Source organism: Pseudomonas sp. LY-1, from assembly GCF_053502595.1.
This window is the reverse complement of the sequence record NZ_CP094353.1, coordinates 3528722-3548293: the sequence shown is the minus strand read 5'-3', so window position 1 is coordinate 3548293 and position 19572 is coordinate 3528722. Positions and strand designations below refer to the sequence as shown.

Here is a 19572-nt window from a genome sequence, read left to right as displayed (position 1 = left end):
TGTGATTCATCAACGCAAAGGATACGCCATGGCAACTTCAGGCGCAGAGCTAGCCCAACAGGAGCTGGTCGAAGAGTTTGAGATGTTTGATAACTGGATGGACCGTTATCAGTACATTATTGATATGGGAAAGCAGCTGCCTGACTTTCCGGAGGAGCGTCGTACGGAAGAATATAAAATCCAAGGCTGCCAATCCAACGTGTGGACGTGCCATGAACAGGCAGGCGACAAACTGGTGTTCAAGGCTACATCGGATGCTGCCATCGTATCAGGGTTAATTGCCGTATTGCTGCGTATCTATAGTGAGCGCACAGCCGAAGAGATCAATCAGACCGAGCCGCATTTCTTGAAAGATCTCGGGCTTGATAAGCACCTTTCACCCACGCGCAGTAACGGCCTGCACGCCATGTTAGAGCGTATCTATCAGGTGGCTAAGCAAGGATAAACGTTAGTGGCGGCAGAAGGTTGAGCGGCAACGCTCAGTAGGGCGGTCGTCATTTTCACGGCAGAGCGCTTCGCTGCGCCCACCGGGCACCGGATCCATGCCGCCTGGGCTGCCTGGGTGGCATTTCACGATGCGTTTGACAGCCATCCAGCCGCCTTTGAAAGGGCCGTGCACCTGGATGGTCTCGATGGTATAGGAAGAGCAGCTTGGCCAGAAGCGGCAGCGAGGGCCAAGCAGTGGGCTGATGGTGTATTGGTAAACGCGAATACAGCCCACCATCACTGCTGTTAGCAGCTTAAGAAAAACCTGTTTAATGGCGAACAGCCAATTTTTCACGGCGCTTTTTTACCGTATAGCGTGGCCGGATCAATCAGCGGCTCGCTGGTAATCTTGGCGCTGTCTGCACCGAGCGACACATAAAAGCAGCTGCGACGGCCGGAATGGCACGCGGGACCAGTTTGCTCCACCTGAACCAGCAGCGTATCACCATCGCAATCTAGCGCTGCGCTTTTAAGGCGCTGTTGCTGTCCTGATGTCTCACCTTTGCGCCATAGCTTTTGGCGCGAGCGTGAGAAGTAGCAAACTCGCTGCGTTGTTAACGTCTCTTCCAGGGCTTCTCGGTTCATCCACGCCATCATCAGTACTTCGCCCGTATCATGTTGCTGGGCAATGGCGGGAATCAGGCCGTCTTCATTAAAGCGAATGGCATCTAGTAGCGTTGCAAGCTTGGGCAGGGAAGCTGTTGTGGTCGCTGACTCTAACGCCTTAAAAAGCTGTTGAGGGGCGAGTTCATCAAATTGGGACATTAGGCATTACTCACGGATCGGCATGCTTGACATAAGCCCTGAAGCTCAATCGTTTGGCGCTCAACGTTGAAGCCTTGGCGCTGGGCCAGGGCGGCAAGCTGATCGCTAATTTCATCAAGGTGCAGCTCTTCGACGTAGCCGCACTGGCGACAGATAGTGAGGTTATGCACTGGACGCCAACTCGCCTAAAGAGGTCTCGATCACCATCAGCTCTTTTCGGCGCACATCGATCTTCCGACGCAGTTGCTCGACACATCCGTGTACGCACTTGCTATCGCCTGCATCCAACGCCCTGCAAAGTCGCGTTAACTCGTCGAGCCTGGGTCCCGACTCGAAGGCCACGCGCAGGAAACGCAACCGTTCCAGTGTTTTGGCATCGAAAACGTTGTAGCCACCTTCGGTTCGCCAGGCGGGATGCAACAACCCGCGCATCAAGTAGTCGCGCACAACATGCACGCTTACGCCTGCATCTTCAGCAAGCTTCGAAATCGAGTAGGCATTCATGCCGTGTTTCGCTCGCTGTCTTCTAACAGCTTATGCGCGATCAGATGTCCGAGACCGAATGCATTCTCGACAGGCACGAGCTCTATCCCCGGGTGCGTCGAAGCCCATGCATTTGCAACAGAAGGCGATGCAAAAAAATGCACATGACAGCAAAAGGAACAGCGAATGTCGGGTGAAGCATCCGGCGTTAGCAGAGACACCATTGTTTCCGCCGGTTCAACCTGAAGCACTGCTTCTGGCGCAACTGTGAGCGTAATCGGCCTGCCGGTGGCAGCACAGCGCGACGTGACACGGGCTGTTTTGCCAATCAAAGCGGGAAACATCAAGGTGTCGAGCGCACACCAGGTGTATAAACGGCGGCCATCCACTTCAAAAACGTGAGGGGTTTCGCGTAGCGTCAGGGCCAGTCCAATGATATTGCCCTGCTCGTCATATTCGGTACCGGGCGCCGGCTCAAGTACAGTTGCAACCCTCTGCCCAGACCATCCGAGTGCGGTGCCGAGCGCTTCGCGTGACACAGGCCTTCCCATCACAAGCTGACGAAGCAGGGTGACGAAGAGGGTTGCGAACTCTTCTGGATGATTGCCAGATGAGAGGCTCTCGGCAATCTTTTTGGAATATATAGTCTTGTCCAATTTCCACCTCCAACATCCAAGCAGCGGTTACGCGGCATAAACCCACCCTTGGCGATTACATGCCGCGCTTTTCAAAGATCACGTCAGCGTGCGCTTTGCCGGCGTTTCCATTCCTGGACCAGCAATTGCGCTTGCTGCACCTGTTCGGGCTTCATTTGAGCCGCATAGTCGGCAATGACTTTTGCTGCCGTTGGTTCTCCTGACGCTGCTGCCAGACTCATCCACTTGTAGGCCTGAACCTGGTCGCGCGCGACCTCACCGAGCCCCTTCGCAAACAGTTGAGCCAGCCTGACTTGAGCCTGCGTGTGTCCCTGCTCGGCAGAGAGGCGGTACCACTTGAACGCCTGTGCATCGTCGGCAGGAGCCGCACGCCCTTTCTTATACATACCGTCGACTTCGCTTGCGTAGAGGCGCCCCAGGTTGAACTGCGCATCAGCTTCACCCTGCTCGGCCGCCCTGCGAAACCACTGGATCGATGCAGCATGGTCTTGTTTTACGCCCATACCGCATTTGTAGGCAAGACCCATGATGTTCTGCGCCATGGCATCGCCCGCCCTCGCTTTCTTTTCCCAGCCGTCGACGGTCTCCGGCGCCAATGTTTCGATCGCTGCTCCCAGCTTAGAAAAGTCGTAGGCCGCCAGCGCATTGTTTGACAAGCCAAACGCTGCAGTACCCGCCAACAGAATGGTTAAGCATGCACGGGTGCAACGTGCTGTTAGTCTAATATCGCAAAACATAAAAACTCCTCTGTCGCTCTTTTCGTGTCCTTGGTTTAGCCCGCACAGCACGATAGCTGTGTCACATCCTTCGAGAAAGTCTGTGCCACCAGTTTGAGACCTTCCACCATGGTGAGGTAGGTGAAAAGTTGGTTGGCAAGATCCTGGACGGTCATGCGAGCCCGGATGGCAATCGCGGCAGTCTGGATGATCTCGCCTGCTTCCGGTGTTACAGCCTGAACCCCAAGAATGCGTCCAGATCCAGCCTCAGCGACAAGCTTGATAAAGCCGCGCGTGTCGAAGTTGGCGAGTGCACGCGGCACATTGTCGAGCGTGAGAGTACGACTGTCGGTTTGCAGGCCGATGCGCTGGGCTTCTGCTTCACTGTAGCCAACCGTGGCAACTTGCGGATCAGTGAACACGACTGCCGGCATAGCGTCGAGATCGAGCGTTGCGTCGCCGCCGGTCATGTTAATGGCCGCACGAGTGCCGGCCGCTGCCGCCACATAGACGAACTGCGGCTGGTCGGTGCAGTCGCCGGCCGCGTAGATGTTCGGGCTACTGGTGCGCATGCCCTTGTCGATGACGATGGCCCCCTGCGCATTGACGGCTACCCCCGCCGCTTCCAATGCCAGGCTGCGCGTGTTCGGTGTCCGGCCGGTGGCGACCAGCAGCTTGTCGGCGCGCACTTCGCCCTGTCCAGTGGTCAGCACGAATTCGCCGTCCACATGGGCGACTTGGCTGGCTTGCGTATGTTCCAGTACCTTGATTCCTTCGGCACGGAAGGCGGCTGTGACGGCCTCGCCGATGGCAGGGTCTTCGCGGAAGAACAGCGTGCTGCGCGCAAGGATCGTGACCTGGCTACCCAGCCGGGCGAAGGCTTGCGCCAGTTCCAGCGCCACCACCGACGAGCCGATGACGGCCAGGCGTTCGGGAATGGTGTCGCTGACCAAGGCCTCGGTCGAAGTCCAGTAGGGTGACTCTTTCAGGCCCGGAATCGGCGGCATGGCCGGACTGGCACCCGTGGCGACCAGGCAGCGGTCGAACATCACGACGCGCTCACCACCCTCGTTCAAACTAACGATAAGGCTCTGGTCGTCCTTGAAACGCGCTTCACCGTGCAGAACGGTGATGGCTGAATTGCCGTCCAGGATGCCTTCGTACTTGGCATGACGGAGTTCTTCGACACGGGCCTGCTGCTGGGCCAGCAGCCGCTCGCGCAAGATCGTCGGCGGTGTGGGTGGCATGCCGCCGTCGAATGGGCTTTCCCGGCGCAGATGGGCGATGTGGGCGGCGCGGATCATGATCTTGGACGGCACACAACCGACGTTGACGCAGGTGCCGCCGATGGTGCCGCGCTCAATCAGCGTGACCTGCGCGCCTTGCTCGACGGCCTTCAGTGCTGCCGCCATCGCGGCTCCACCGCTGCCGATCACGGCGACTTGCAACGGGCGCTCGCCGCCGCTGCCCTTGTCGGCGGCACCCATCCAGCCGCGCACCTTGTCGAACAGCCCAGTGCGGTTGTCGGTCGGCGGGGCATCGGCGAGCATCGCTTTGTAGCCCAGGCCAGCCACGGCGGCGGTCAGTGCGTCCGGCGCTGTGCCTGGATCAAGGGCGAGCTGGGCCGCGCCCTTGGCATAGGACACTATGGCAGATTGGACGCCGGGTACTTTTTCCAGCGCTTCCTTGACGTGCGCCGCGCACGAGTCGCAGGTCATGCCGGTGATTTTTAGATGGGTCATGCGACAGATCCTTTTTCGTTTGTGGTAGCAGACAAGGGCGTCAGATGTGCTGCGCTGCCGTTTTCAGTGCCTCACTTCTTGACGCTGGACGGATAGCCTGCGTCTTCGGTGGCCTTGGTCAGCTTCTGCACGCTGGTCTTGGCATCATCGAAGGTGACAACCGCTTCGCGTGTCTCGAAGGTCACGTTAACTTTGCTGACGCCTTCGACCTTGGAAATCGCCTTCTTGACGGTGATCGGGCAGGTGGAGCAGGTCATGCCCGGTACGGACAGCGTGACGGTCTGGGTGGCGGCGAACACGGGGGCAACGAAAGCGGCGAGAGCGAGGGAGGCAAACAGTTTTTTCATGATGAACTCCTGGTTAGTAGAAAAATGGCATGACGTAGGGAAAACCAAGCGCGACCAAGACCAACACGGCGACGAACCAGAAAATGAGCTTGTAGGTGGTGCGCACTTGCGGAATCGCGCACACCTCGCCCGGCTTGCAGGCTGCGGTCGGTCGGACGATGCGCCGCCAGGCAAAGAACAGTGCAACCAGCACCGCGCCGATGAAGATCGGGCGATAAGGTTCCAACACCGTCAAGTTGCCGATCCAAGCGCCGCTGGACCCCAGGGCGATCAGAACCAGCGGCCCCAGGCAGCAAGCCGAGGCGAGAATCGCCGCAAGCCCCCCGGCGACAAGAGGGGCGCGCCCGTTTGATGGTTCAGACATGCATTTCTCCTTTCGAGCATTTGATCGATGGTTTAAGGTTAGTCCCGTAGTCATGTACGGAATCAAGCGGTATGAAAAACAATTTGGAAAGCCTGACCATTGGCGCTTTCGCCAAGGCGGCCGGGGTCAACGTGGAAACCATCCGGTTCTATCAACGCAAGGCGCTGTTACCCGAACCGGACAAGCCCTACGGCAGCATTCGCCGTTACGGTGAGGCGGATGTCGCCCGGGTGAAATTCGTTAAATCCGCGCAACGGCTGGGCTTTAGCCTCGATGAAGTGGCCGGGCTGTTGAGGCTGGATGACGGTGCTCACTGCGATGAAGCGCGTGTGCTCGCCGAGCAGAAGCTTGGGGATGTGCGTGGCAAGCTCGCGGATCTGCGACGGATCGAGTCAGTTTTGGAGCAACTGGTTCACGACTGTTGTGCGAGCCACGGGACTGTTTCCTGTCCGCTGATCGTTTCGCTGCATGGGGACAACTCGGGCGTTAACCGAGGATTTCCCGTTGCGTAAGGCGCCCCTGTTGGTCGGCTTGCGCTTAGAAAAAAGCGGCGCTCAATGAGCGCCGCTGAATGGCCAAAGGAGCACTTGCAAAGGGCACAGTTTGGTATTGCTATTTGCCCTCGCGCCTCAGCAGAGTGGGCTCACGTTGCATCTGGTCGAGTAGCACAGGCTCTACTTTGCAGGCGGACAGGCGGGCTGCGCTTCGCTACGGCCTGCCGCCGTGGGGCCCAGTTGCTTAATCTCCTTGACGGTTTCCGCCACCAGGGTCGCTTCAGCCCTCTCGCGTGCAGCAATTCGCTCAATCGCTCGGTCGCTCCCGCCCTCGGCCCATACGGTGGATGACAGCAGAGTCGCACCCACTACCAGCAGCAGTCTTAGGTGTTTCATAACGGCGATCTCCTCTCGGGTTTTCGATCCACGATTCAACTCTACCTCCGTAGTTAAGTACGGAATCAAGGAGAGAGGAGATGAAGGTCCTGGATTATGGCGCTGAGAGGAAATGGCAGGGCTCCGCCATGAAGACGGCGATTGCTTCAGGGCCGTCTAGGGCTGCTGCTGGGTCGTAGTCGTAAATTTTTTCGCTCATTCTGACCTCCACTCGCTGGCGAGTTTTTTAGCCGCTTCAATATCACGGCTTTGGCTGCTTTTGTCGCCGCCGCACAACAGCAAAACGAATTCATCACCTCGCTGCTGGAAATAGGGGTTGGGGGAGCAACGGAACAGAAAGTGCACTTAAGCTCAGTCGCTGCCCCGCAAACCCTTGCAACGTCTGGATAGTTTCGAAAAACGACCGTTTTATGAAACCGTTTCCGCTATCGCGAGGAAAGGTCACCAACACCCGAAAATCAGTGCAATAAACCTTTCTCACGAATCAAAGTTCGTTAATTCGCAGTCGCTGACGAGTAAAACGAACTCTAATTCGGCTTACGTTGGTTTTCAGTTCCATTGCTCCCCAACCCCCGATGTCGCCCGGGTGAAATTCGTAAAGTCCGCGCAACGGCTGGGCTTTAGCCTCGAAGAAGTGGCCGGGCTGTTGAGGCTCGATGACGGCGCTCACTGTGATGAAGCGCGCGTGCTCGCCGAGCAGAAGCTTGGGGATGTGCGTGGCAAGCTCGCGGATCTGCGACGGATCGAGTCTGTTTTGGTGCAACTGGTTCACGACTGTTGTGCGAGCCACGGGACCGTTTCCTGTCCGCTAATCGTTTCGCTGCATGGGTAAAACGCTCTGCGTTGGCCAGTGGTTGTGAAGGGAACCAGCGGACAAGGTCTACGGCTGCCGCGGCTGTGAAGCCGCACCGGTCACCGCCGACAAACCGGCTCAACTGATCGAAAAGAGCATGGCCAGTCCTAGCGTCCTGGCGATGCTGTTGATCACCAAATACGTCGATGGTCTGCCGCTGCACCGCTTCAAAAAAATCCTCGGTCGTCACGGCGTCGATATCCCCCGCCAAACCCTGGCGCGCTGGGTGATCCAGTGCGGCGAGCACCTGCAACCGCTGCTGAATCTGTCTACGAAAACAGCCCGGCGTGCCGCGTCGGCACGAAGGCCGTATTGCGGTGCAAACCAGCGATACGCGTTGGTGCTCGGACGGCTTTGAGTTCCGCTGCGAGGACGGAGCCAAATTGAGCGTAACCTTCGCCCTGGACTGCTGTGATCGCGAGGCCATCGGCTAGGTCGCGAGCCCGACCGGGTACAGCGGCGATGATATCCGCGACTTGATGCTGGAAAGCGTGGAGAGGCGCTTCGGTGATCAACTGCCCGCCACGCCGGTGCAATGGCTAAGCGATAACGGCTCGGCGTACACCGCCGACCAGACGTGCCTGTTTGCTCGACAGATCGGCTTGCAGCCGGTGACCCCCCAGTTCGCAGCCCGCAGAGCAACGGCATGGCCGAGAGCTTCGTGAAGACGATCAAGCGTGATTACGTGGCGCACATACCTAAGCCGGATCGAGAAACGGCACTACGTAACTTGGCCAATCCCTGTGATCCTGCGTGGTCGTCTTACTTTGCCCAACGTCGAGCTGCGATAGACGTGGATTGATTGCCCGGTACTAGACCATGGTGCTGACGAAAGACTTGAGCCGGATGAGGCGCGACTCTCATGCCCGGTTCTTTGGGGGCGGTGGCGCAGTAATGCGCTGCTGTTACCCGACGAAAGTGTACTTAAGCCCTACCATCTTATCTCGGCGCCATAAACCAGGACCTTCATCTCCTCCCTCCTTGATTCCGTACTTAACTACGGAGGTAGAGTTGAATCGTGGATCGAAAACCCGAGAGGAGATCGCCGTTATGAAACACCTAAGACTGCTGCTGATAGTGAGTGCGACTCTGCTGTCATCCACCGTATGGGCCGATGGCAGTTCCGATCGCCTGTACGGTAAGATGATCCAGGCCAACGAGCAATCCATGCGCGAATACGCTAGCGCCCAAGGCAAGAACCCGCCAGAAGTCACTCACTACCGCTATGGCATGAAGCTCGACATCGCCAAGGTCATTCACGTCACGTCGACCAATGGCAACTGCGATGTGATGCCTGCGCAAATGACCTACGAGGATTCGAGCGGAAACCTGCATATTCTGGAGTACCGCGTATCAGGAACGGACTGCAGGAGCCAGCACTGAGCATTGTTGACGTGTTGCTGACGGAAAAGTAATTTTCACGTCACCCTGACGTTATTTTGCATGTGGAAGTATGTAAGAAGCGCACCCGGCTATGCCCGGCGCGCTTCGGCATATACACAACCGCACAATGAAAAATCTGCCAAAACATCAAGAGCGTTTATGAACAACAAGGCCCTGTTGGGACTTTCTCAGATCGTCTTGAGCATCAGCGCTGCGCAGGCTGCAATGGCCGCCGAGGAAAAAGGCGAGGGATTCATCGAAGGCAGCAGCCTGAGCATCCTCAATCGAAATTTCTACTTCAACCGTGATTTTCGCAAAGGCCAGTCCAGCAGTACAGGAAATGGCTACTCGGAAGAATGGGCCCACGGAGTCATAGGCCGATTCGAGTCGGGCTCGGCCAGGCCGAGGACAATTACTCCAAGCTCGGCGGCGCCGTAAAGACCCGTTTCCTGGACACTGAAATCAAAGTAGGCGATGTCTTCCCTGTCACGCCTGTCGTGCAGTACGGCGATTCGCGACTGCTTCCGGAAAGCTTCCGCGGCGTCACCGCATACAACACCAGTGTCGAGGGCTTGGTGCTACAGGGCGGACGCCTGCACGCGATGAGCCAACCCAGCTCCAGCAGCATGCGGGATGATTTTGCAACCTTCTACGCAGGCGAAGTCGGCTCTCCGTGGATAGTCGGCGGTGATTACACACCCAACGACAACCTTGGCTTCAGCCTTTACACCAGTTGTCTCAAGGATGCCTGAAACCAATACTATACCGGCACTACCTGGAGCTACCCGCTTGCAGATGATGTCGCCTTGGTCGGTGGTTTGAATTACTACAAGGCCGTCGATGAGGGGAAGCAGCTCCTCGGCAGTTTTGAGAACGATATCTGGAGCGGCAAGGTCGGCCTCCGTGTCGGGGCGCACACCGGCGAGGGACGGAGACGGCCGACGTGAACCAGATCGCTATTGTGCCTTGCTATCGCCCTTCGGGGACTCCATTCCAATGTGTTGGTTCATGTTCTCCATCATTGTATTGCAGTTTTTCATCATCTTGGACATTTCCTGCATGTCCATCATCGGCATATGGTTGCCGTCCATCATGTGCATGTCCTCACCCTTATTTGTCTCGGCACTGCTTTGGGCGGGGGCTTTGGCCTGTTCGGCAAATCCCGTGGCAACAGTTCCAAGGGCTATGAAGGTAGCAAGGACGGTGTAGGTAATGGCGTTACGCATGGCGACTCTCCTCATCTACGACCTTGGTTTCCAGCCAGGCTGTGTATTGAAGAGTTGATTGCTCCACTGTCCTCCTGTTTGGCTCCTTTGGTTTGGAGGATGGTTTCAGGCGCCTGAGGTAGGCGCCTTTTTCGGTCAACAAGTCTTCGGCTTCATCGCTCTGGACTCTGCGAGCTGGCTTGACAGCACCGCGTTGTCTTGCACGAGAAGCTGCTTTTCTGTGGCCAACTGGCTCAATTGGCTTTCAGTTTGGCTTAAGCGTTCCGCCAGCAGGCTTCGCTCCCGTTCATTGACGGCCAGGTAAGTCCGCGTCTCAGCCAAACGCTGCTCACCTTGGCCATGGCGCTGCTCCAGTGCCTGATGCGACTGTTGCAAGTCGGTGAATTGAAGTAAGACGTGTTCATGCGCAATCTGACTCTGCGCGAGCGTCGCTTGCGTCGTGAGCAGGGTGCTCTCTAGACGATCATGGTCCTGCACCAGGCGTTGTTCCTGCGCCTGCAGTTCGCCCAGGCGGGTTTGCTGCGCGAGCAGACGCTGCCGGAGCGCTGCCAATTCGTGTTCCAGGCGCTGCTGGCGTTGCTCAGTGGCCTGGCGCTCGTCGCTGCGTTGTTGCGCGACCGATGCCTGGTAGTGCTCAAACTGCTCCCGCGCTTGTTGGGGAGCCCGCAGAATTCGGAAAAAATCGTACGCTAACAGCTCAAGTGTCCCGACCACGCCCGACAGTAGCTTGTTGGCTGGTCAATCTGGTTCACGGGTAAAGCGATAGAACAGGTTTGGCTCACTGACCACGTACAAATACCCTTCATCATCGATGGTTACGCCTTCGGCCTGGGGTATGCCTTTCAGCAAACCAGCAAAACCCCTCGCCAAGGAACGGAAACTCACCACCTTGCCCTCATCGGTCATTTCAATCAGCAGTTTCGACTCGTCGCTGAGCAGTATGAGATGGCCACTCTGTTGGTCGAAGACGACCGAAGACAAGTCAGTGGCAAATACCTTGTCCTTTACCAAGTTGGACAGGTCGCGCACGTGCAGGGAAAAACCTCCTGCCAGGCTGGCACGAAGGCCGCCCACTTCCAGCAATTGGCGAGGGTCACGCTCCTTGGTCACAAACAAGCGATCACCTTTCAGGTCGTAGGCGAGCCCTTCAAGGCCTTTGTTGTCCTCCTTGCCAAGCGCCAGGGTCAGAGCTGGATACTGGTCCCGGCTCAATGAACGATCGGGAGAAAGCTTACCGTCTTCGGCGATGGGGACATCCACAATAACCAGGCTCTGCCGGCGCTCCTCGGCGATTACCAGCTGGCCGTTGCCGGCATAGGAGACCGCCTCCACATCGTGGAAGCCATCCAGGTTGTAACGCCTTTCCACATCACCGTCACGACTAAGGGCCAATAGTTCGTTTGGGCCGTTGGTGACTGCCCACAGCAGGTTTAGGTCAGGGTCAAAGGTCAGACCCGAAAGATTGTTGTCCACACCGGGGACCGCCTTAGCATCCAGTTCAACCCGATAGCCAGGCAGCCACACAGAGCGCTCCTGCCAATCGTCGGTGTGCCAGCTGGTCTTTATCCAGAAGTACAAACGATCATCAAGGTGATGGGTGCGGACTTGGAATACGGTGAGCAACACAAGGCACAGCAGTGCCCACATCCAAGCGCTTGCTTTCCGTGTTCGGCTCAGCCAGTTTTTAGCCATCAAATACATTAGGAGCCTCGTTATTTGGGCTGACGCCACGAGTCGTGACGATTTCAATCCGACTCGGTGCGACTCGCACAGGTGATGCACAATGGCGTGGCCGGATCGAACTCCAGACGGCCCGAGGCGATCAACTCGCCGCATTGGTTACACCAGCCATCATTGCTTGCTGCTGGAGTGCATCAATTCTCGACAGACGCCCTACCTTGCTTTGATCCAGCTCTACCGATTGCGAGCGAGACTCAGCGTCTTCCAGCAATTGATCCAGCTCGGCAGCCCGCTGTTCCAGCAGGGTCTTGAAATGGGCAAGATCCAGGGCGTCGTCCATGGACATTAACGCAGCAGTAACAACGGACTGGTGGTGGTGCGGAGCATGCTGGTCGTGGTGCTACCGACCAGGAACTGCCGGATACGTGAATGGCCATAGGCCCCCATCACCAGCAGATCAATGCCATGCTCTTTCTGATAGGCGTGGAGGGTAGGCTCTATCTCGCCGTTCAGGGCCTCGGCGCGAACAGTGAATCCGGCGTTGAGCAGCACTTTCTGCGCCCAGTCCAGCTGCGCCGACGATTCGTCGCTCACGGGCCCAACCATGACCAGGTGGATCGGCAGCCCCTTCAGCAGGGGGCTGGCCGCCAGCATCTCCACACCCTTGCGGGTAGTAGCGCCGCCATCGAAGGCGAGCATCGCGCTCTCAGGCTTTTGGAAGTTGGCCGGGGTGACCAGAATCGGTCGGTGCATGATACGGATCACGCTCTCCAGCTGGCTTCCGACATGCTGACTCAGACCACCGCTAGATTCGCCCTGGCGACCGATGACCAGCAGGCGCGTTTCGGTTTGCAGCTCTTGCAGGCTTTCCAGCAGATCGCCATGACGTTGCTTGGACTCCGGCGCGGCCACGCCATCCTTAATGGCCCGCTCTTTTGCGGCCGCAAGCATGATCCGCCCTTGTTCAAGGGCCAACTTGCCACGCTGTTCATCCAGGGAAGCAAGCTCATCGAGCAGATGCTCGCGGCTGCCAAGGCCGATATTGCCACTCAGATCGGCCGTAACCGGGTACTGGCGCTGATCCAGCACATGCAGGAAGGTCAGCGGGGCTTCCAGGCTCAGACTGGCCCAGGCCGCGTAGTCGCACACGGCTGGAGCCGAGGCGGAAGCGTCTATACAGGCAATTACTTGGGTCATTGTTGTTCTCCTTCTTAGTGGCCCATGAGTTGATCAATGGCGTCGGGTTTATCGTGAACACCGAAGCGATCCACGATAGTGGCGCTCGCTTCGTTGAGGCCCAGCACTTCAACTTCGGTGCCTTCGCGGCGGAATTTGATGACCACTTTGTCCAAAGCGGCAACGGCGGTGATATCCCAGAAGTGAGCACGGTTCAGGTCGATGGTTACCTTGTTTAGGGCTTCTTTGAAGTCGAAGGCCGCGACGAACTTGTCTGCCGAGCTGAAGAACACCTGGCCGGTGACGTTATAGCTACGATGCTCGCCGGCTTCGTCCAGCAAAGAGCTGATCGCCATGTAATGGCCAACCTTGTTGGCGAAGAACATCGCGGCCAGCAGTACGCCGGCCAACACGCCGAAGGCAAGGTTGTGGGTGGCGACCACGACCACCACGGTGACGACCATGACAATGTTGGTCGACAACGGGTGCTTCTTCAGGTTGCGCAGCGAATCCCAACTGAAGGTGCCGATGGACACCATGATCATCACTGCCACCAGCGCAGCCATCGGGATCTGCTTCAGCCAGTCGCCGAGGAATACCACCATCAGTAGCAGGAATACGCCTGCGGCCAGGGAGGACAGACGAGAACGACCGCCGGATTTAACGTTGATGATCGACTGACCAATCATCGCGCAACCTGCCATACCGCCGATTAGGCCCGAAGCAATGTTGGCCACGCCTTGACCCTTGCACTCGCGGTTCTTGTCACTGGAGGTGTCGGTCAGGTCGTCGACAATGGTCGCGGTCATCATCGATTCCAACAGACCGACCACAGCCAGTGCTGCCGAATAAGGGAAGATGATGGCCAGCGTCTCGAATGTCAGCGGCACGTCAGGCCAGAGGAAGATCGGTAGCGTATCCGGCAGTTCACCCATATCACCGACCGTGCGGATATCCAGCCCAACCGACATGGCGACGGCGGTCAGCACGATGATGCACACCAGCGGCGATGGGATGAGCTTGCCGATCTTGGGGACATAGGGGAACAGATAGATGATGCCGAGGCCTGCGGCTGTCATGGCGTAGACGTGCCAGGTGACATTGGTCAGCTCGGGCAGCTGAGCCATGAAAATCAGGATCGCCAGTGCATTGACGAAACCGGTCACCACCGAGCGCGAGACGAAGCGCATCAGCGATCCGAGCTTCAGGTAGCCAGCAGCGATTTGTAGCACGCCACATAGCAGCGTGGCGGCCAGCAGATATTCAAGACCATGGTTCTTGACCAGGGTCACCATCAGCAGTGCCATTGCACCGGTTGCGGCCGAGATCATTCCGGGGCGACCACCGACAAAGGCGATAACCACGGCGATACAGAAAGAGGCGTACAGGCCGACCTTGGGGTCGACGCCGGCAATGATCGAGAAGGCGATGGCTTCAGGGATTAGGGCCAGTGCGACCACAATACCGGCGAGGATGTCGCCACGGATGTTGGATAACCAGGTTTGTTTTAACGAGTGGAGCATCAGAATTCCCAAGGCAATGGATCGCGCAGAACAGCATGGCGCAGGCCATGTGCAGCTGGTCGATACGAGGTCAAATTGTCGGATGTAGAGGAGCTGTGGCGGGTGTTAAAACCTAAAGCACAGCAGAACGCGACCGCTGGCAGAGCAAGCAGTCACAGATGATGCGGGGGGCGAAGCGCTATGGCGGCGTAGGCAGCCAGATCATGTTTTGCAGGGTAAGCATGAGGTCTTATCGAGTGTCTTTAGTAACTCAATGGCCGCAACAGTCTACAGGAAGAGGGCAATTTCTGCGAGTCACCCCCGGACTAGGGCGTCCTGTTTGGATGTCAGCCTGAGCTATACCCTAACTGGATGTCAGGCAAGGCCGCACCGCGCCTGTCATTTTCAGAAGACGACTGCACCAGTTGATTGGGCGTAATGGCTGTTGTGCAGCCAGCTCCTGACAGTTCAATATCAGAAGTGATCTGCACCAATCTCGACTATGCTCAATACTCGTGTGCACCAAAGCGAGGTGAGCATGGCGACGGACACCCCACGGATTCCAGAACAAGGCGTGGCCACTCTGCCTGATGAGGCTTGGGAGCGTGCGCGCCGTCGTGCGGAGATCATCAGTCCGTTGGCGCAGTCGGAGACGGTCGGGCACGAAGCGGCCGATATGGCGGCTCAGGCGCTGGGCTTGTCTCGGCGCCAGGTATACGTTCTGATCCGGCGTGCCCGGCAAGGCAGCGGCCTCGTGACGGATCTGGTGCCCGGCCAGTCCGGTGGAGGTAAAGGTAAGGGGCGCTTGCCGGAACCGGTCGAGCGCGTCATCCACGAGCTACTGCAAAAGCGGTTCCTGACCAAGCAGAAGCGCAGCCTAGCGGCCTTTCACCGCGAAGTCACTCAGGTGTGCAAGGCTCAAAAACTGCGAGTGCCGGCGCGCAATACCGTGGCCTTACGGATCGCTAGCCTTGACCCGCGCAAGGTCATCCGCCGGCGGGAAGGCCAGGATGCCGCTCGTGACCTACAAGGTGTGGGCGGCGAGCCTCCTGCCGTGACCGCGCCGCTGGAGCAGGTGCAGATAGACCATACGGTCATCGACCTGATCGTGGTCGATGACCGCGACCGGCAACCTATTGGCCGCCCGTACCTGACCCTCGCCATCGACGTGTTCACCCGCTGCGTGCTCGGCATGGTCGTCACGCTGGAAGCGCCGTCTGCCGTTTCGGTTGGCCTGTGCCTCGTGCATGTCGCCTGCGACAAGCGCCCTTGGCTGGAAGGACTGAACGTGGAAATGGATTGGCAGATGAGCGGCAAGCCCTTGCTGCTCTACCTAGACAACGCGGCCGAGTTCAAGAGCGAGGCCCTGCGCCGGGGTTGCGAGCAGCATGGCATCCGGCTGGACTATCGCCCGCTGGGACAGCCGCACTATGGCGGCATCGTGGAACGGATCATCGGCACGGCGATGCAGATGATTCACGACGAACTGCCGGGAACGACCTTCTCCAACCCTGACCAGCGCGGCGACTACGATTCCGAAAACAAGGCCGCCCTGACGCTGCGCGAGCTAGAGCGCTGGCTCACATTGGCGGTCGGCACCTACCACGGTTCGGTGCACAACGGCCTGCTCCAACCGCCGGCCGCGCGCTGGGCCGAGGCCGTGGCGCGTGTCGGCGTACCGGCCGTCGTCACACGCGCTACTTCGTTCCTGGTCGATTTTCTGCCGATCCTCCGGCGCACGCTGACCCGCACCGGCTTTGTCATCGACCACATCCACTACTACGCCGATGCGCTCAAGCCGTGGATTGCGCGGCGTGAACGCTGGCCGTCCTTTCTGATCCGGCGCGATCCGCGCGACATCAGCCGTATCTGGGTCCTGGAACCGGAGGGACAGCATTACCTGGAAATTCCCTACCGTACCTTGTCGCATCCGGCTGTCACCCTCTGGGAACAACGGCAGGCGCTGGCGAAACTGCGGCAGCAAGGGCGCGAACAGGTGGATGAGTCGGCGCTGTTCCGCATGATCGGCCAGATGCGTGAGATTGTGACCAGCGCGCAGAAGGCCACACGCAAGGCGCGGCGTGACGCGGATCGCCGCCAGCACCTCAAGACATCAGCTCGGCCGGACAAGCCCGTTCCGCCGGATACGGATATTGCCGACCCGCAGGCAGACAACTTGCCACCCGCCAAACCGTTCGACCAGATTGAGGAGTGGTAGCCGTGGACGAATATCCCATCATCGACCTGTCCCACCTGCTGCCGGCGGCCCAGGGCTTGGCCCGTCTTCCGGGGGTCGTCTCAGAAAACGGACCGCAAAGTACGCTAAGGCGGCTGCAGCGGTCGTAGGGGCCTGAATTTGCCAGCTCCGATCTTGGCGCTGCTGCGCCAGAGGTAATCGCCGGTCAGGTTGATGTGCTCCCAGCCCAGCGGCGACAGGTACTGCAACAGCGCATCATCGATGCCGAGACCGTTTCCACGCAGCGCATGCGCTGCGCGCTCCAGGTAGACCGTGTTCCATAACACGACAGCCGCCGTCACCAAGTTTAGGCCGCTGGCCCGGTAGCGCTGCTGCTCGAAACTGCGGTCGCGAATTTCACCCAGCCGGTTGAAGAACACGGCGCGGGCCAACGCGTTCCGCGCTTCCCCCTTGTTGAGTCCGGCGTGGACACGGCGGCGCAGCTCCACGCTTTGCAGCCAGTCGAGGATGAACAGCGTGCGCTCGATGCGTCCCAGCTCACGCAGGGCGACGGCCAGGCCGTTCTGGCGTGGATAGCTGCCGAGCTTGCGCAGCATTAGTGAGGCCGTCACCGTGCCATGTTTGATCGAGGTAGCCAGCCGCAGGATTTCATCCCAATGGGCACGGACATGCTTGATGTTGAGCGTGCCGCCGACCATCGGCTTGAGCGCCTCATAGGCGGTATCGCCCTTAGGGAGGTAGAGCTTAGTGTCGCCCAGGTCGCGGATGCGCGGCGCGAAGCGGAAGCCCAGCAGGTGCATGAGCGCGAAGACGTGATCGGTAAAGCCCGCCGTGTCGGTGTAGTGCTCCTCGATCCGCAGGTCGGATTCGTGGTAAAGGAGGCCGTCGAGCACGTAGGTCGAGTCGCGCACGCCGACGTTGACCACCTTGGCGTGGAACGGCGCGTACTGGTCAGAGATGTGGGTGTAGAAAGTCCGTCCTGGGCTGCTGCCATACTTCGGGTTGATATGGCCGGTGCTTTTGGCCTTGCTGCCTGTTCGGAAGTTCTGACCGTCCGACGATGACGTGGTGCCGTCGCCCCAGTGACAGGCGAAGGGATGCCGGAACTGGGTGTTGACCAGTTCTGCCAGCGCCGTTGAATAGGTCTCGTCGCGGATGTGCCAGGCTTGCAGCCAGGCCAGCTTGGCGTAGGTCGTGCCGGGGCAGGACTCGGCCATCTTGCTCAAGCCCAGGTTGATCGCATCGGCCAGGATCGTGGTCAGCAGCAGGTTCTTGTCCTTGGCCAGGTCGCCGGATTTCAAGTGCGTGAAGTACCGGGTGAAGCCCGTCCACTCATCGACTTCGAGCAGTAGTTCGGTGATCTTGACGTGCGGCAGGATCATTGCTGTCTGGTCGATCAGCGCCTGCGCGGTGTCGGGCACCGCCGCGTCCAGCGGCGTGATCTTCAGGCCCGACTCGGTGATGATGGCATCCGGCAAGTCGTTGGCCGCCGCCATGCGGTTGACGGTGGCAAGCTGCGCTTCTAGCAGTGTCAGCCGCTCGTACAGGTACTGGTCGCAGTCGGTGGCCACGTCCAGCGGCAATTCGCTGCCCTGCTTGAGGCTGGCGAACTTCTCGTGCGGCACCAGGTAATCCTCGAAATCCTTGAACTGACGCGAGCCCTGCACCCAGATGTCGCCCGAGCGCAGCGAGTTCTTGAGTTCCGACAGCGCGCACAGTTCATAGTAGCGCCGGTCGATGCCGGCGTCGGTCATCACCAGCTTCTGCCAACGAGGCTTGATGAAGTCGGTCGGGGCATCAGTGGGCACCTTGCGGACGTTGTCAGTGTTCATGCCGCGCAGTACGTCGACGGCGTCGAGCACGCCCTTGGCGGCGGGCGCGGCCCGCAGCTTGAGCACGGCCAGGAATTCCGGCGCGTAGCGGCGCAAGGTAGCGTAGCTCTCGCCGATGCGGTGCAGGAAATCGAAGTCATCGGGCTGCGCGAGCTTCTGCGCCTCGGTGACGCTCTGGGCGAAGGCATCCCAGGACATGACGGCCTCGATGGCGGCGAACGGGTTGCCGCCCGACTGCTTGGCGTCGATCAGCGCCTGGCCGATGCGTCCGTACAGTCGCACCTTGGCGTTGATCGCTTTGCCGGACGCCTGGAACTGTTGCTGATGCTTGTGTTTGGCGGCGTTGAACAGCTTGCCCAGAATGCGGTCGTGCAGGTCGATGATTTCGTCGATGACGGTGGCCATACCCTCGATGGCCAGCGCGACGAGGGTGGCGTAGCGCCGTTGCGGCTCGAACTTGGCCAGATCAGCGGGCGTCATCTGGCCACCCTCGCGGGCGATCTTGAGCAGCCGGTTCTGGTGAAGCAGCCGTTCGATGCCAGTAGGCAGGTCGAGCGCTTGCCAGGCTTTCAGGCGCTCGATGTGTTCGAGCATGTGGCGCGAGTTCGGCTTGACGGGCGACTGGCGCAGCCAGGCCAGCCAGGTCGTCTTGCCGAACTCGCGGCGCTTGAGCAGATCATCGAGGCGATGCCGGTGGGGGTCTGTCAGCGGCTCGGACAGCGCTTCGTAGATGCGCCGGTTGGCGCGAGTAATGGCCTCGGCGCAGATGCGTTCAATGACGCCCGGTGACGGGAGCAGCACGCTCTTTTGTCGCAGCCCTTCGATCAACTCCGTCGCCAACACGATGCCTTTGTCGGTCTGCCAAGCCAGTTCATCCAGGCTGTGCACGCTGGGGCGATAGTGCCGCGTTGCGAAGGCCTGGAAACCAAAGATCGATTGCAGTTCCAGCAGGTGCTCGCGGCGCGTCTCGGCGCGCTGGCCGTAGTCCGCCCAGGCTTCGGGTGGCACCTTCAGTTGCGTGGCTACCAGACGCAGCAACGGCGGAAACGGCTCCGTATCTACCGCGAGCATCATGCCGGGATAGCGCATGTAGCAGAGCTGCACGGCGAAGCCCAGGAGGTTGGCTGGACCGCGCCGTTGCCGGATGATCGAGAGGTCGGATTCGCTGAACGTGTAGTAGCGGATCAAGTCCTCCATGGTGTCCGGCAACGCCAGCAGGCTCTCGCGCTCGGCGGCGGACAGGATCGAACGGCGCGGCATGTCCGGCGACTCCC

23 protein-coding genes and 5 pseudogenes are annotated in these 19572 nt (G+C 59.1%); 9 read left to right on the top strand and 19 right to left on the bottom strand.

What is annotated here, in order from left to right; genetic code table 11:
• Positions 1 to 28 precede the first annotated feature (28 nt).
• Entirely contained in the window at positions 29 to 445 is a 417-nt protein-coding gene (locus MOQ67_RS16240) for a SufE family protein (RefSeq protein WP_033869425.1), read from the top strand.
• 3 nt (positions 446 to 448) lie between these two features.
• On the opposite strand, the gene yidD is transcribed toward MOQ67_RS16240, so the two are convergent.
• From yidD to merT, 9 genes are all read right to left on the bottom strand, one after another.
• On the bottom strand, positions 449 to 781 hold the full coding sequence (gene yidD, locus MOQ67_RS16235; RefSeq protein ID WP_448675521.1) for a membrane protein insertion efficiency factor YidD: 333 nt from the start codon (positions 779 to 781) through the stop codon (positions 449 to 451).
• A complete protein-coding gene (hisI, locus tag MOQ67_RS16230) occupies positions 778 to 1251 on the bottom strand; it encodes a phosphoribosyl-AMP cyclohydrolase (protein WP_034389874.1) in 474 nt (157 codons plus the stop codon). Before hisI ends, yidD begins: the two co-directional genes overlap by 4 nt.
• Positions 1251 to 1421 (bottom strand): transcriptional repressor, encoded by a 171-nt coding sequence (locus tag MOQ67_RS16225; protein WP_196484667.1) that lies wholly within the window; start codon positions 1419 to 1421, stop codon positions 1251 to 1253. The genes hisI and MOQ67_RS16225 overlap by 1 nt, the downstream gene beginning before the upstream one ends.
• Positions 1414 to 1755, bottom strand: coding sequence for a mercuric resistance transcriptional repressor MerD (merD, locus tag MOQ67_RS16220; RefSeq protein ID WP_033869424.1), 342 nt, complete (start codon positions 1753 to 1755; stop codon positions 1414 to 1416). The genes MOQ67_RS16225 and merD overlap by 8 nt, the downstream gene beginning before the upstream one ends.
• Entirely contained in the window at positions 1752 to 2390 is a 639-nt protein-coding gene (gene merB / locus MOQ67_RS16215) for an organomercurial lyase MerB (RefSeq protein WP_063977244.1), read from the bottom strand. Before merB ends, merD begins: the two co-directional genes overlap by 4 nt.
• Positions 2391 to 2473: 83 nt before the next feature.
• The gene (merG, locus tag MOQ67_RS16210) at positions 2474 to 3127 is read right to left on the bottom strand and encodes a phenylmercury resistance protein MerG (RefSeq protein WP_033869423.1); all 654 of its coding nucleotides are present in this window, start codon (positions 3125 to 3127) and stop codon (positions 2474 to 2476) included.
• A 35-nt stretch (positions 3128 to 3162) separates the two neighbouring features.
• The gene (merA, locus tag MOQ67_RS16205) at positions 3163 to 4848 is read right to left on the bottom strand and encodes a mercury(II) reductase (RefSeq protein WP_034036508.1); all 1686 of its coding nucleotides are present in this window, start codon (positions 4846 to 4848) and stop codon (positions 3163 to 3165) included.
• A gap of 71 nt (positions 4849 to 4919) precedes the next feature.
• Positions 4920 to 5195, bottom strand: a complete 276-nt coding sequence (gene merP, locus MOQ67_RS16200) for a mercury resistance system periplasmic binding protein MerP (RefSeq protein WP_003131872.1) — start codon at positions 5193 to 5195, stop codon at positions 4920 to 4922.
• 13 nt (positions 5196 to 5208) lie between these two features.
• Positions 5209 to 5559 (bottom strand): mercuric ion transporter MerT, encoded by a 351-nt coding sequence (gene merT / locus MOQ67_RS16195; RefSeq protein ID WP_054914137.1) that lies wholly within the window; start codon positions 5557 to 5559, stop codon positions 5209 to 5211.
• 71 nt (positions 5560 to 5630) lie between these two features.
• On the opposite strand from merT, the gene merR reads away from it, so the two are divergent.
• Positions 5631 to 6071, top strand: coding sequence for an Hg(II)-responsive transcriptional regulator (merR, locus tag MOQ67_RS16190; RefSeq protein WP_003131870.1), 441 nt, complete (start codon positions 5631 to 5633; stop codon positions 6069 to 6071).
• Between the two features lie 162 nt (positions 6072 to 6233).
• Here the strand turns inward: merR and MOQ67_RS16185 are convergent, their stop codons facing one another.
• Together MOQ67_RS16185 and MOQ67_RS16180 are read right to left on the bottom strand one after the other, a co-directional pair.
• The gene (locus tag MOQ67_RS16185) at positions 6234 to 6449 is read right to left on the bottom strand and encodes a co-regulatory protein PtrA N-terminal domain-containing protein (RefSeq protein WP_017849619.1); all 216 of its coding nucleotides are present in this window, start codon (positions 6447 to 6449) and stop codon (positions 6234 to 6236) included.
• 195 nt (positions 6450 to 6644) lie between these two features.
• A pseudogene (locus tag MOQ67_RS16180) lies at positions 6645 to 6761 on the bottom strand (type II toxin-antitoxin system RelE/ParE family toxin); the annotation flags it as partial.
• Positions 6762 to 7023: 262 nt separating this feature from the next.
• On the opposite strand from MOQ67_RS16180, the pseudogene MOQ67_RS16175 reads away from it, so the two are divergent.
• The 5 genes and pseudogenes from MOQ67_RS16175 to MOQ67_RS16155 form a co-directional block, all read left to right on the top strand.
• Positions 7024 to 7281 (top strand): annotated as a pseudogene (locus MOQ67_RS16175) (MerR family DNA-binding protein); the annotation flags it as partial.
• 43 nt (positions 7282 to 7324) lie between these two features.
• Positions 7325 to 7570 (top strand): annotated as a pseudogene (locus tag MOQ67_RS16170) (IS66 family transposase); the annotation flags it as partial.
• 13 nt (positions 7571 to 7583) lie between these two features.
• A pseudogene (locus MOQ67_RS16165) lies at positions 7584 to 8038 on the top strand (DDE-type integrase/transposase/recombinase); the annotation flags it as partial.
• Between the two features lie 314 nt (positions 8039 to 8352).
• Positions 8353 to 8685, top strand: coding sequence for a DUF2790 domain-containing protein (locus MOQ67_RS16160; RefSeq protein ID WP_033979951.1), 333 nt, complete (start codon positions 8353 to 8355; stop codon positions 8683 to 8685).
• A 159-nt stretch (positions 8686 to 8844) separates the two neighbouring features.
• Positions 8845 to 9605, top strand: a pseudogene (locus MOQ67_RS16155) (OprD family outer membrane porin); the annotation flags it as partial.
• A gap of 36 nt (positions 9606 to 9641) precedes the next feature.
• Here MOQ67_RS16155 and MOQ67_RS16150 read toward each other — a convergent pair.
• Together MOQ67_RS16150 and MOQ67_RS16145 are read right to left on the bottom strand one after the other, a co-directional pair.
• Positions 9642 to 9911 (bottom strand): hypothetical protein, encoded by a 270-nt coding sequence (locus MOQ67_RS16150; protein ID WP_033979952.1) that lies wholly within the window; start codon positions 9909 to 9911, stop codon positions 9642 to 9644.
• 135 nt (positions 9912 to 10046) lie between these two features.
• Positions 10047 to 10388 carry a hypothetical protein gene (locus MOQ67_RS16145; protein WP_033979953.1) on the bottom strand — a complete coding sequence of 114 codons (342 nt, stop codon included), beginning with the start codon at positions 10386 to 10388 and terminating at the stop codon, positions 10047 to 10049.
• On the opposite strand from MOQ67_RS16145, the gene MOQ67_RS16140 reads away from it, so the two are divergent.
• Complete coding sequence (locus tag MOQ67_RS16140; protein WP_177333796.1) at positions 10377 to 10604, top strand: hypothetical protein; 228 nt, start codon at positions 10377 to 10379, stop codon at positions 10602 to 10604. The genes MOQ67_RS16145 and MOQ67_RS16140 overlap by 12 nt on opposite strands.
• A 45-nt stretch (positions 10605 to 10649) precedes the next feature.
• Here the strand turns inward: MOQ67_RS16140 and MOQ67_RS16135 are convergent, their stop codons facing one another.
• Genes MOQ67_RS16135 through MOQ67_RS16115 form a run of 5 tightly spaced genes read right to left on the bottom strand, consistent with a single transcriptional unit; the run spans position 10650 to position 14290 of the window.
• Complete coding sequence (locus MOQ67_RS16135) at positions 10650 to 11612, bottom strand: SdiA-regulated domain-containing protein (RefSeq protein WP_011645027.1); 963 nt, start codon at positions 11610 to 11612, stop codon at positions 10650 to 10652.
• Between the two features lie 44 nt (positions 11613 to 11656).
• Positions 11657 to 11737, bottom strand: coding sequence for a hypothetical protein (locus tag MOQ67_RS16130; protein WP_425335727.1), 81 nt, complete (start codon positions 11735 to 11737; stop codon positions 11657 to 11659).
• On the bottom strand, positions 11734 to 11931 hold the full coding sequence (locus tag MOQ67_RS16125; protein ID WP_425335724.1) for a hypothetical protein: 198 nt from the start codon (positions 11929 to 11931) through the stop codon (positions 11734 to 11736). The genes MOQ67_RS16130 and MOQ67_RS16125 overlap by 4 nt, the downstream gene beginning before the upstream one ends.
• 5 nt (positions 11932 to 11936) lie before the next feature.
• Positions 11937 to 12788, bottom strand: a complete 852-nt coding sequence (locus tag MOQ67_RS16120; RefSeq protein ID WP_011645025.1) for a universal stress protein — start codon at positions 12786 to 12788, stop codon at positions 11937 to 11939.
• A 14-nt stretch (positions 12789 to 12802) separates the two neighbouring features.
• Complete coding sequence (locus MOQ67_RS16115) at positions 12803 to 14290, bottom strand: SulP family inorganic anion transporter (RefSeq protein WP_011645024.1); 1488 nt, start codon at positions 14288 to 14290, stop codon at positions 12803 to 12805.
• A 517-nt stretch (positions 14291 to 14807) separates the two neighbouring features.
• Here MOQ67_RS16115 and MOQ67_RS16110 point away from each other — a divergent pair.
• The gene (locus MOQ67_RS16110) at positions 14808 to 16487 is read left to right on the top strand and encodes a Mu transposase C-terminal domain-containing protein (RefSeq protein ID WP_000179844.1); all 1680 of its coding nucleotides are present in this window, start codon (positions 14808 to 14810) and stop codon (positions 16485 to 16487) included.
• 104 nt (positions 16488 to 16591) lie between these two features.
• On the opposite strand, the gene MOQ67_RS16105 is transcribed toward MOQ67_RS16110, so the two are convergent.
• On the bottom strand, positions 16592 to 19558 hold the full coding sequence (locus tag MOQ67_RS16105) for a Tn3 family transposase (protein WP_448675520.1): 2967 nt from the start codon (positions 19556 to 19558) through the stop codon (positions 16592 to 16594).
• Positions 19559 to 19572: the final 14 nt, after the last annotated feature.

Excerpts from the sequence above, each read along its gene's own strand:
- MOQ67_RS16240 (WP_033869425.1), top strand. The coding sequence starts at position 29 with ATGGCAACTTCAGGCGCAGAGCTAGCCCAACAGGAGCTGGTCGAAGAG.
- hisI (WP_034389874.1), bottom strand. The coding sequence starts at position 1,251 with ATGTCCCAATTTGATGAACTCGCCCCTCAACAGCTTTTTAAGGCGTTA.
- merD (WP_033869424.1), bottom strand. The coding sequence starts at position 1,755 with ATGAATGCCTACTCGATTTCGAAGCTTGCTGAAGATGCAGGCGTAAGC.
- merG (WP_033869423.1), bottom strand. The coding sequence starts at position 3,127 with ATGTTTTGCGATATTAGACTAACAGCACGTTGCACCCGTGCATGCTTA.
- merA (WP_034036508.1), bottom strand. The coding sequence starts at position 4,848 with ATGACCCATCTAAAAATCACCGGCATGACCTGCGACTCGTGCGCGGCG.
- merP (WP_003131872.1), bottom strand. The coding sequence starts at position 5,195 with ATGAAAAAACTGTTTGCCTCCCTCGCTCTCGCCGCTTTCGTTGCCCCC.
- merT (WP_054914137.1), bottom strand. The coding sequence starts at position 5,559 with ATGTCTGAACCATCAAACGGGCGCGCCCCTCTTGTCGCCGGGGGGCTT.
- merR (WP_003131870.1), top strand. The coding sequence starts at position 5,631 with ATGAAAAACAATTTGGAAAGCCTGACCATTGGCGCTTTCGCCAAGGCG.
- MOQ67_RS16185 (WP_017849619.1), bottom strand. The coding sequence starts at position 6,449 with ATGAAACACCTAAGACTGCTGCTGGTAGTGGGTGCGACTCTGCTGTCA.
- MOQ67_RS16160 (WP_033979951.1), top strand. The coding sequence starts at position 8,353 with ATGAAACACCTAAGACTGCTGCTGATAGTGAGTGCGACTCTGCTGTCA.
- MOQ67_RS16150 (WP_033979952.1), bottom strand. The coding sequence starts at position 9,911 with ATGCGTAACGCCATTACCTACACCGTCCTTGCTACCTTCATAGCCCTT.
- MOQ67_RS16140 (WP_177333796.1), top strand. The coding sequence starts at position 10,377 with ATGGTCCTGCACCAGGCGTTGTTCCTGCGCCTGCAGTTCGCCCAGGCG.
- MOQ67_RS16135 (WP_011645027.1), bottom strand. The coding sequence starts at position 11,612 with ATGTATTTGATGGCTAAAAACTGGCTGAGCCGAACACGGAAAGCAAGC.
- MOQ67_RS16125 (WP_425335724.1), bottom strand. The coding sequence starts at position 11,931 with ATGGACGACGCCCTGGATCTTGCCCATTTCAAGACCCTGCTGGAACAG.
- MOQ67_RS16120 (WP_011645025.1), bottom strand. The coding sequence starts at position 12,788 with ATGACCCAAGTAATTGCCTGTATAGACGCTTCCGCCTCGGCTCCAGCC.
- MOQ67_RS16115 (WP_011645024.1), bottom strand. The coding sequence starts at position 14,290 with ATGCTCCACTCGTTAAAACAAACCTGGTTATCCAACATCCGTGGCGAC.
- MOQ67_RS16110 (WP_000179844.1), top strand. The coding sequence starts at position 14,808 with ATGGCGACGGACACCCCACGGATTCCAGAACAAGGCGTGGCCACTCTG.
- MOQ67_RS16105 (WP_448675520.1), bottom strand. The coding sequence starts at position 19,558 with ATGCCGCGCCGTTCGATCCTGTCCGCCGCCGAGCGCGAGAGCCTGCTG.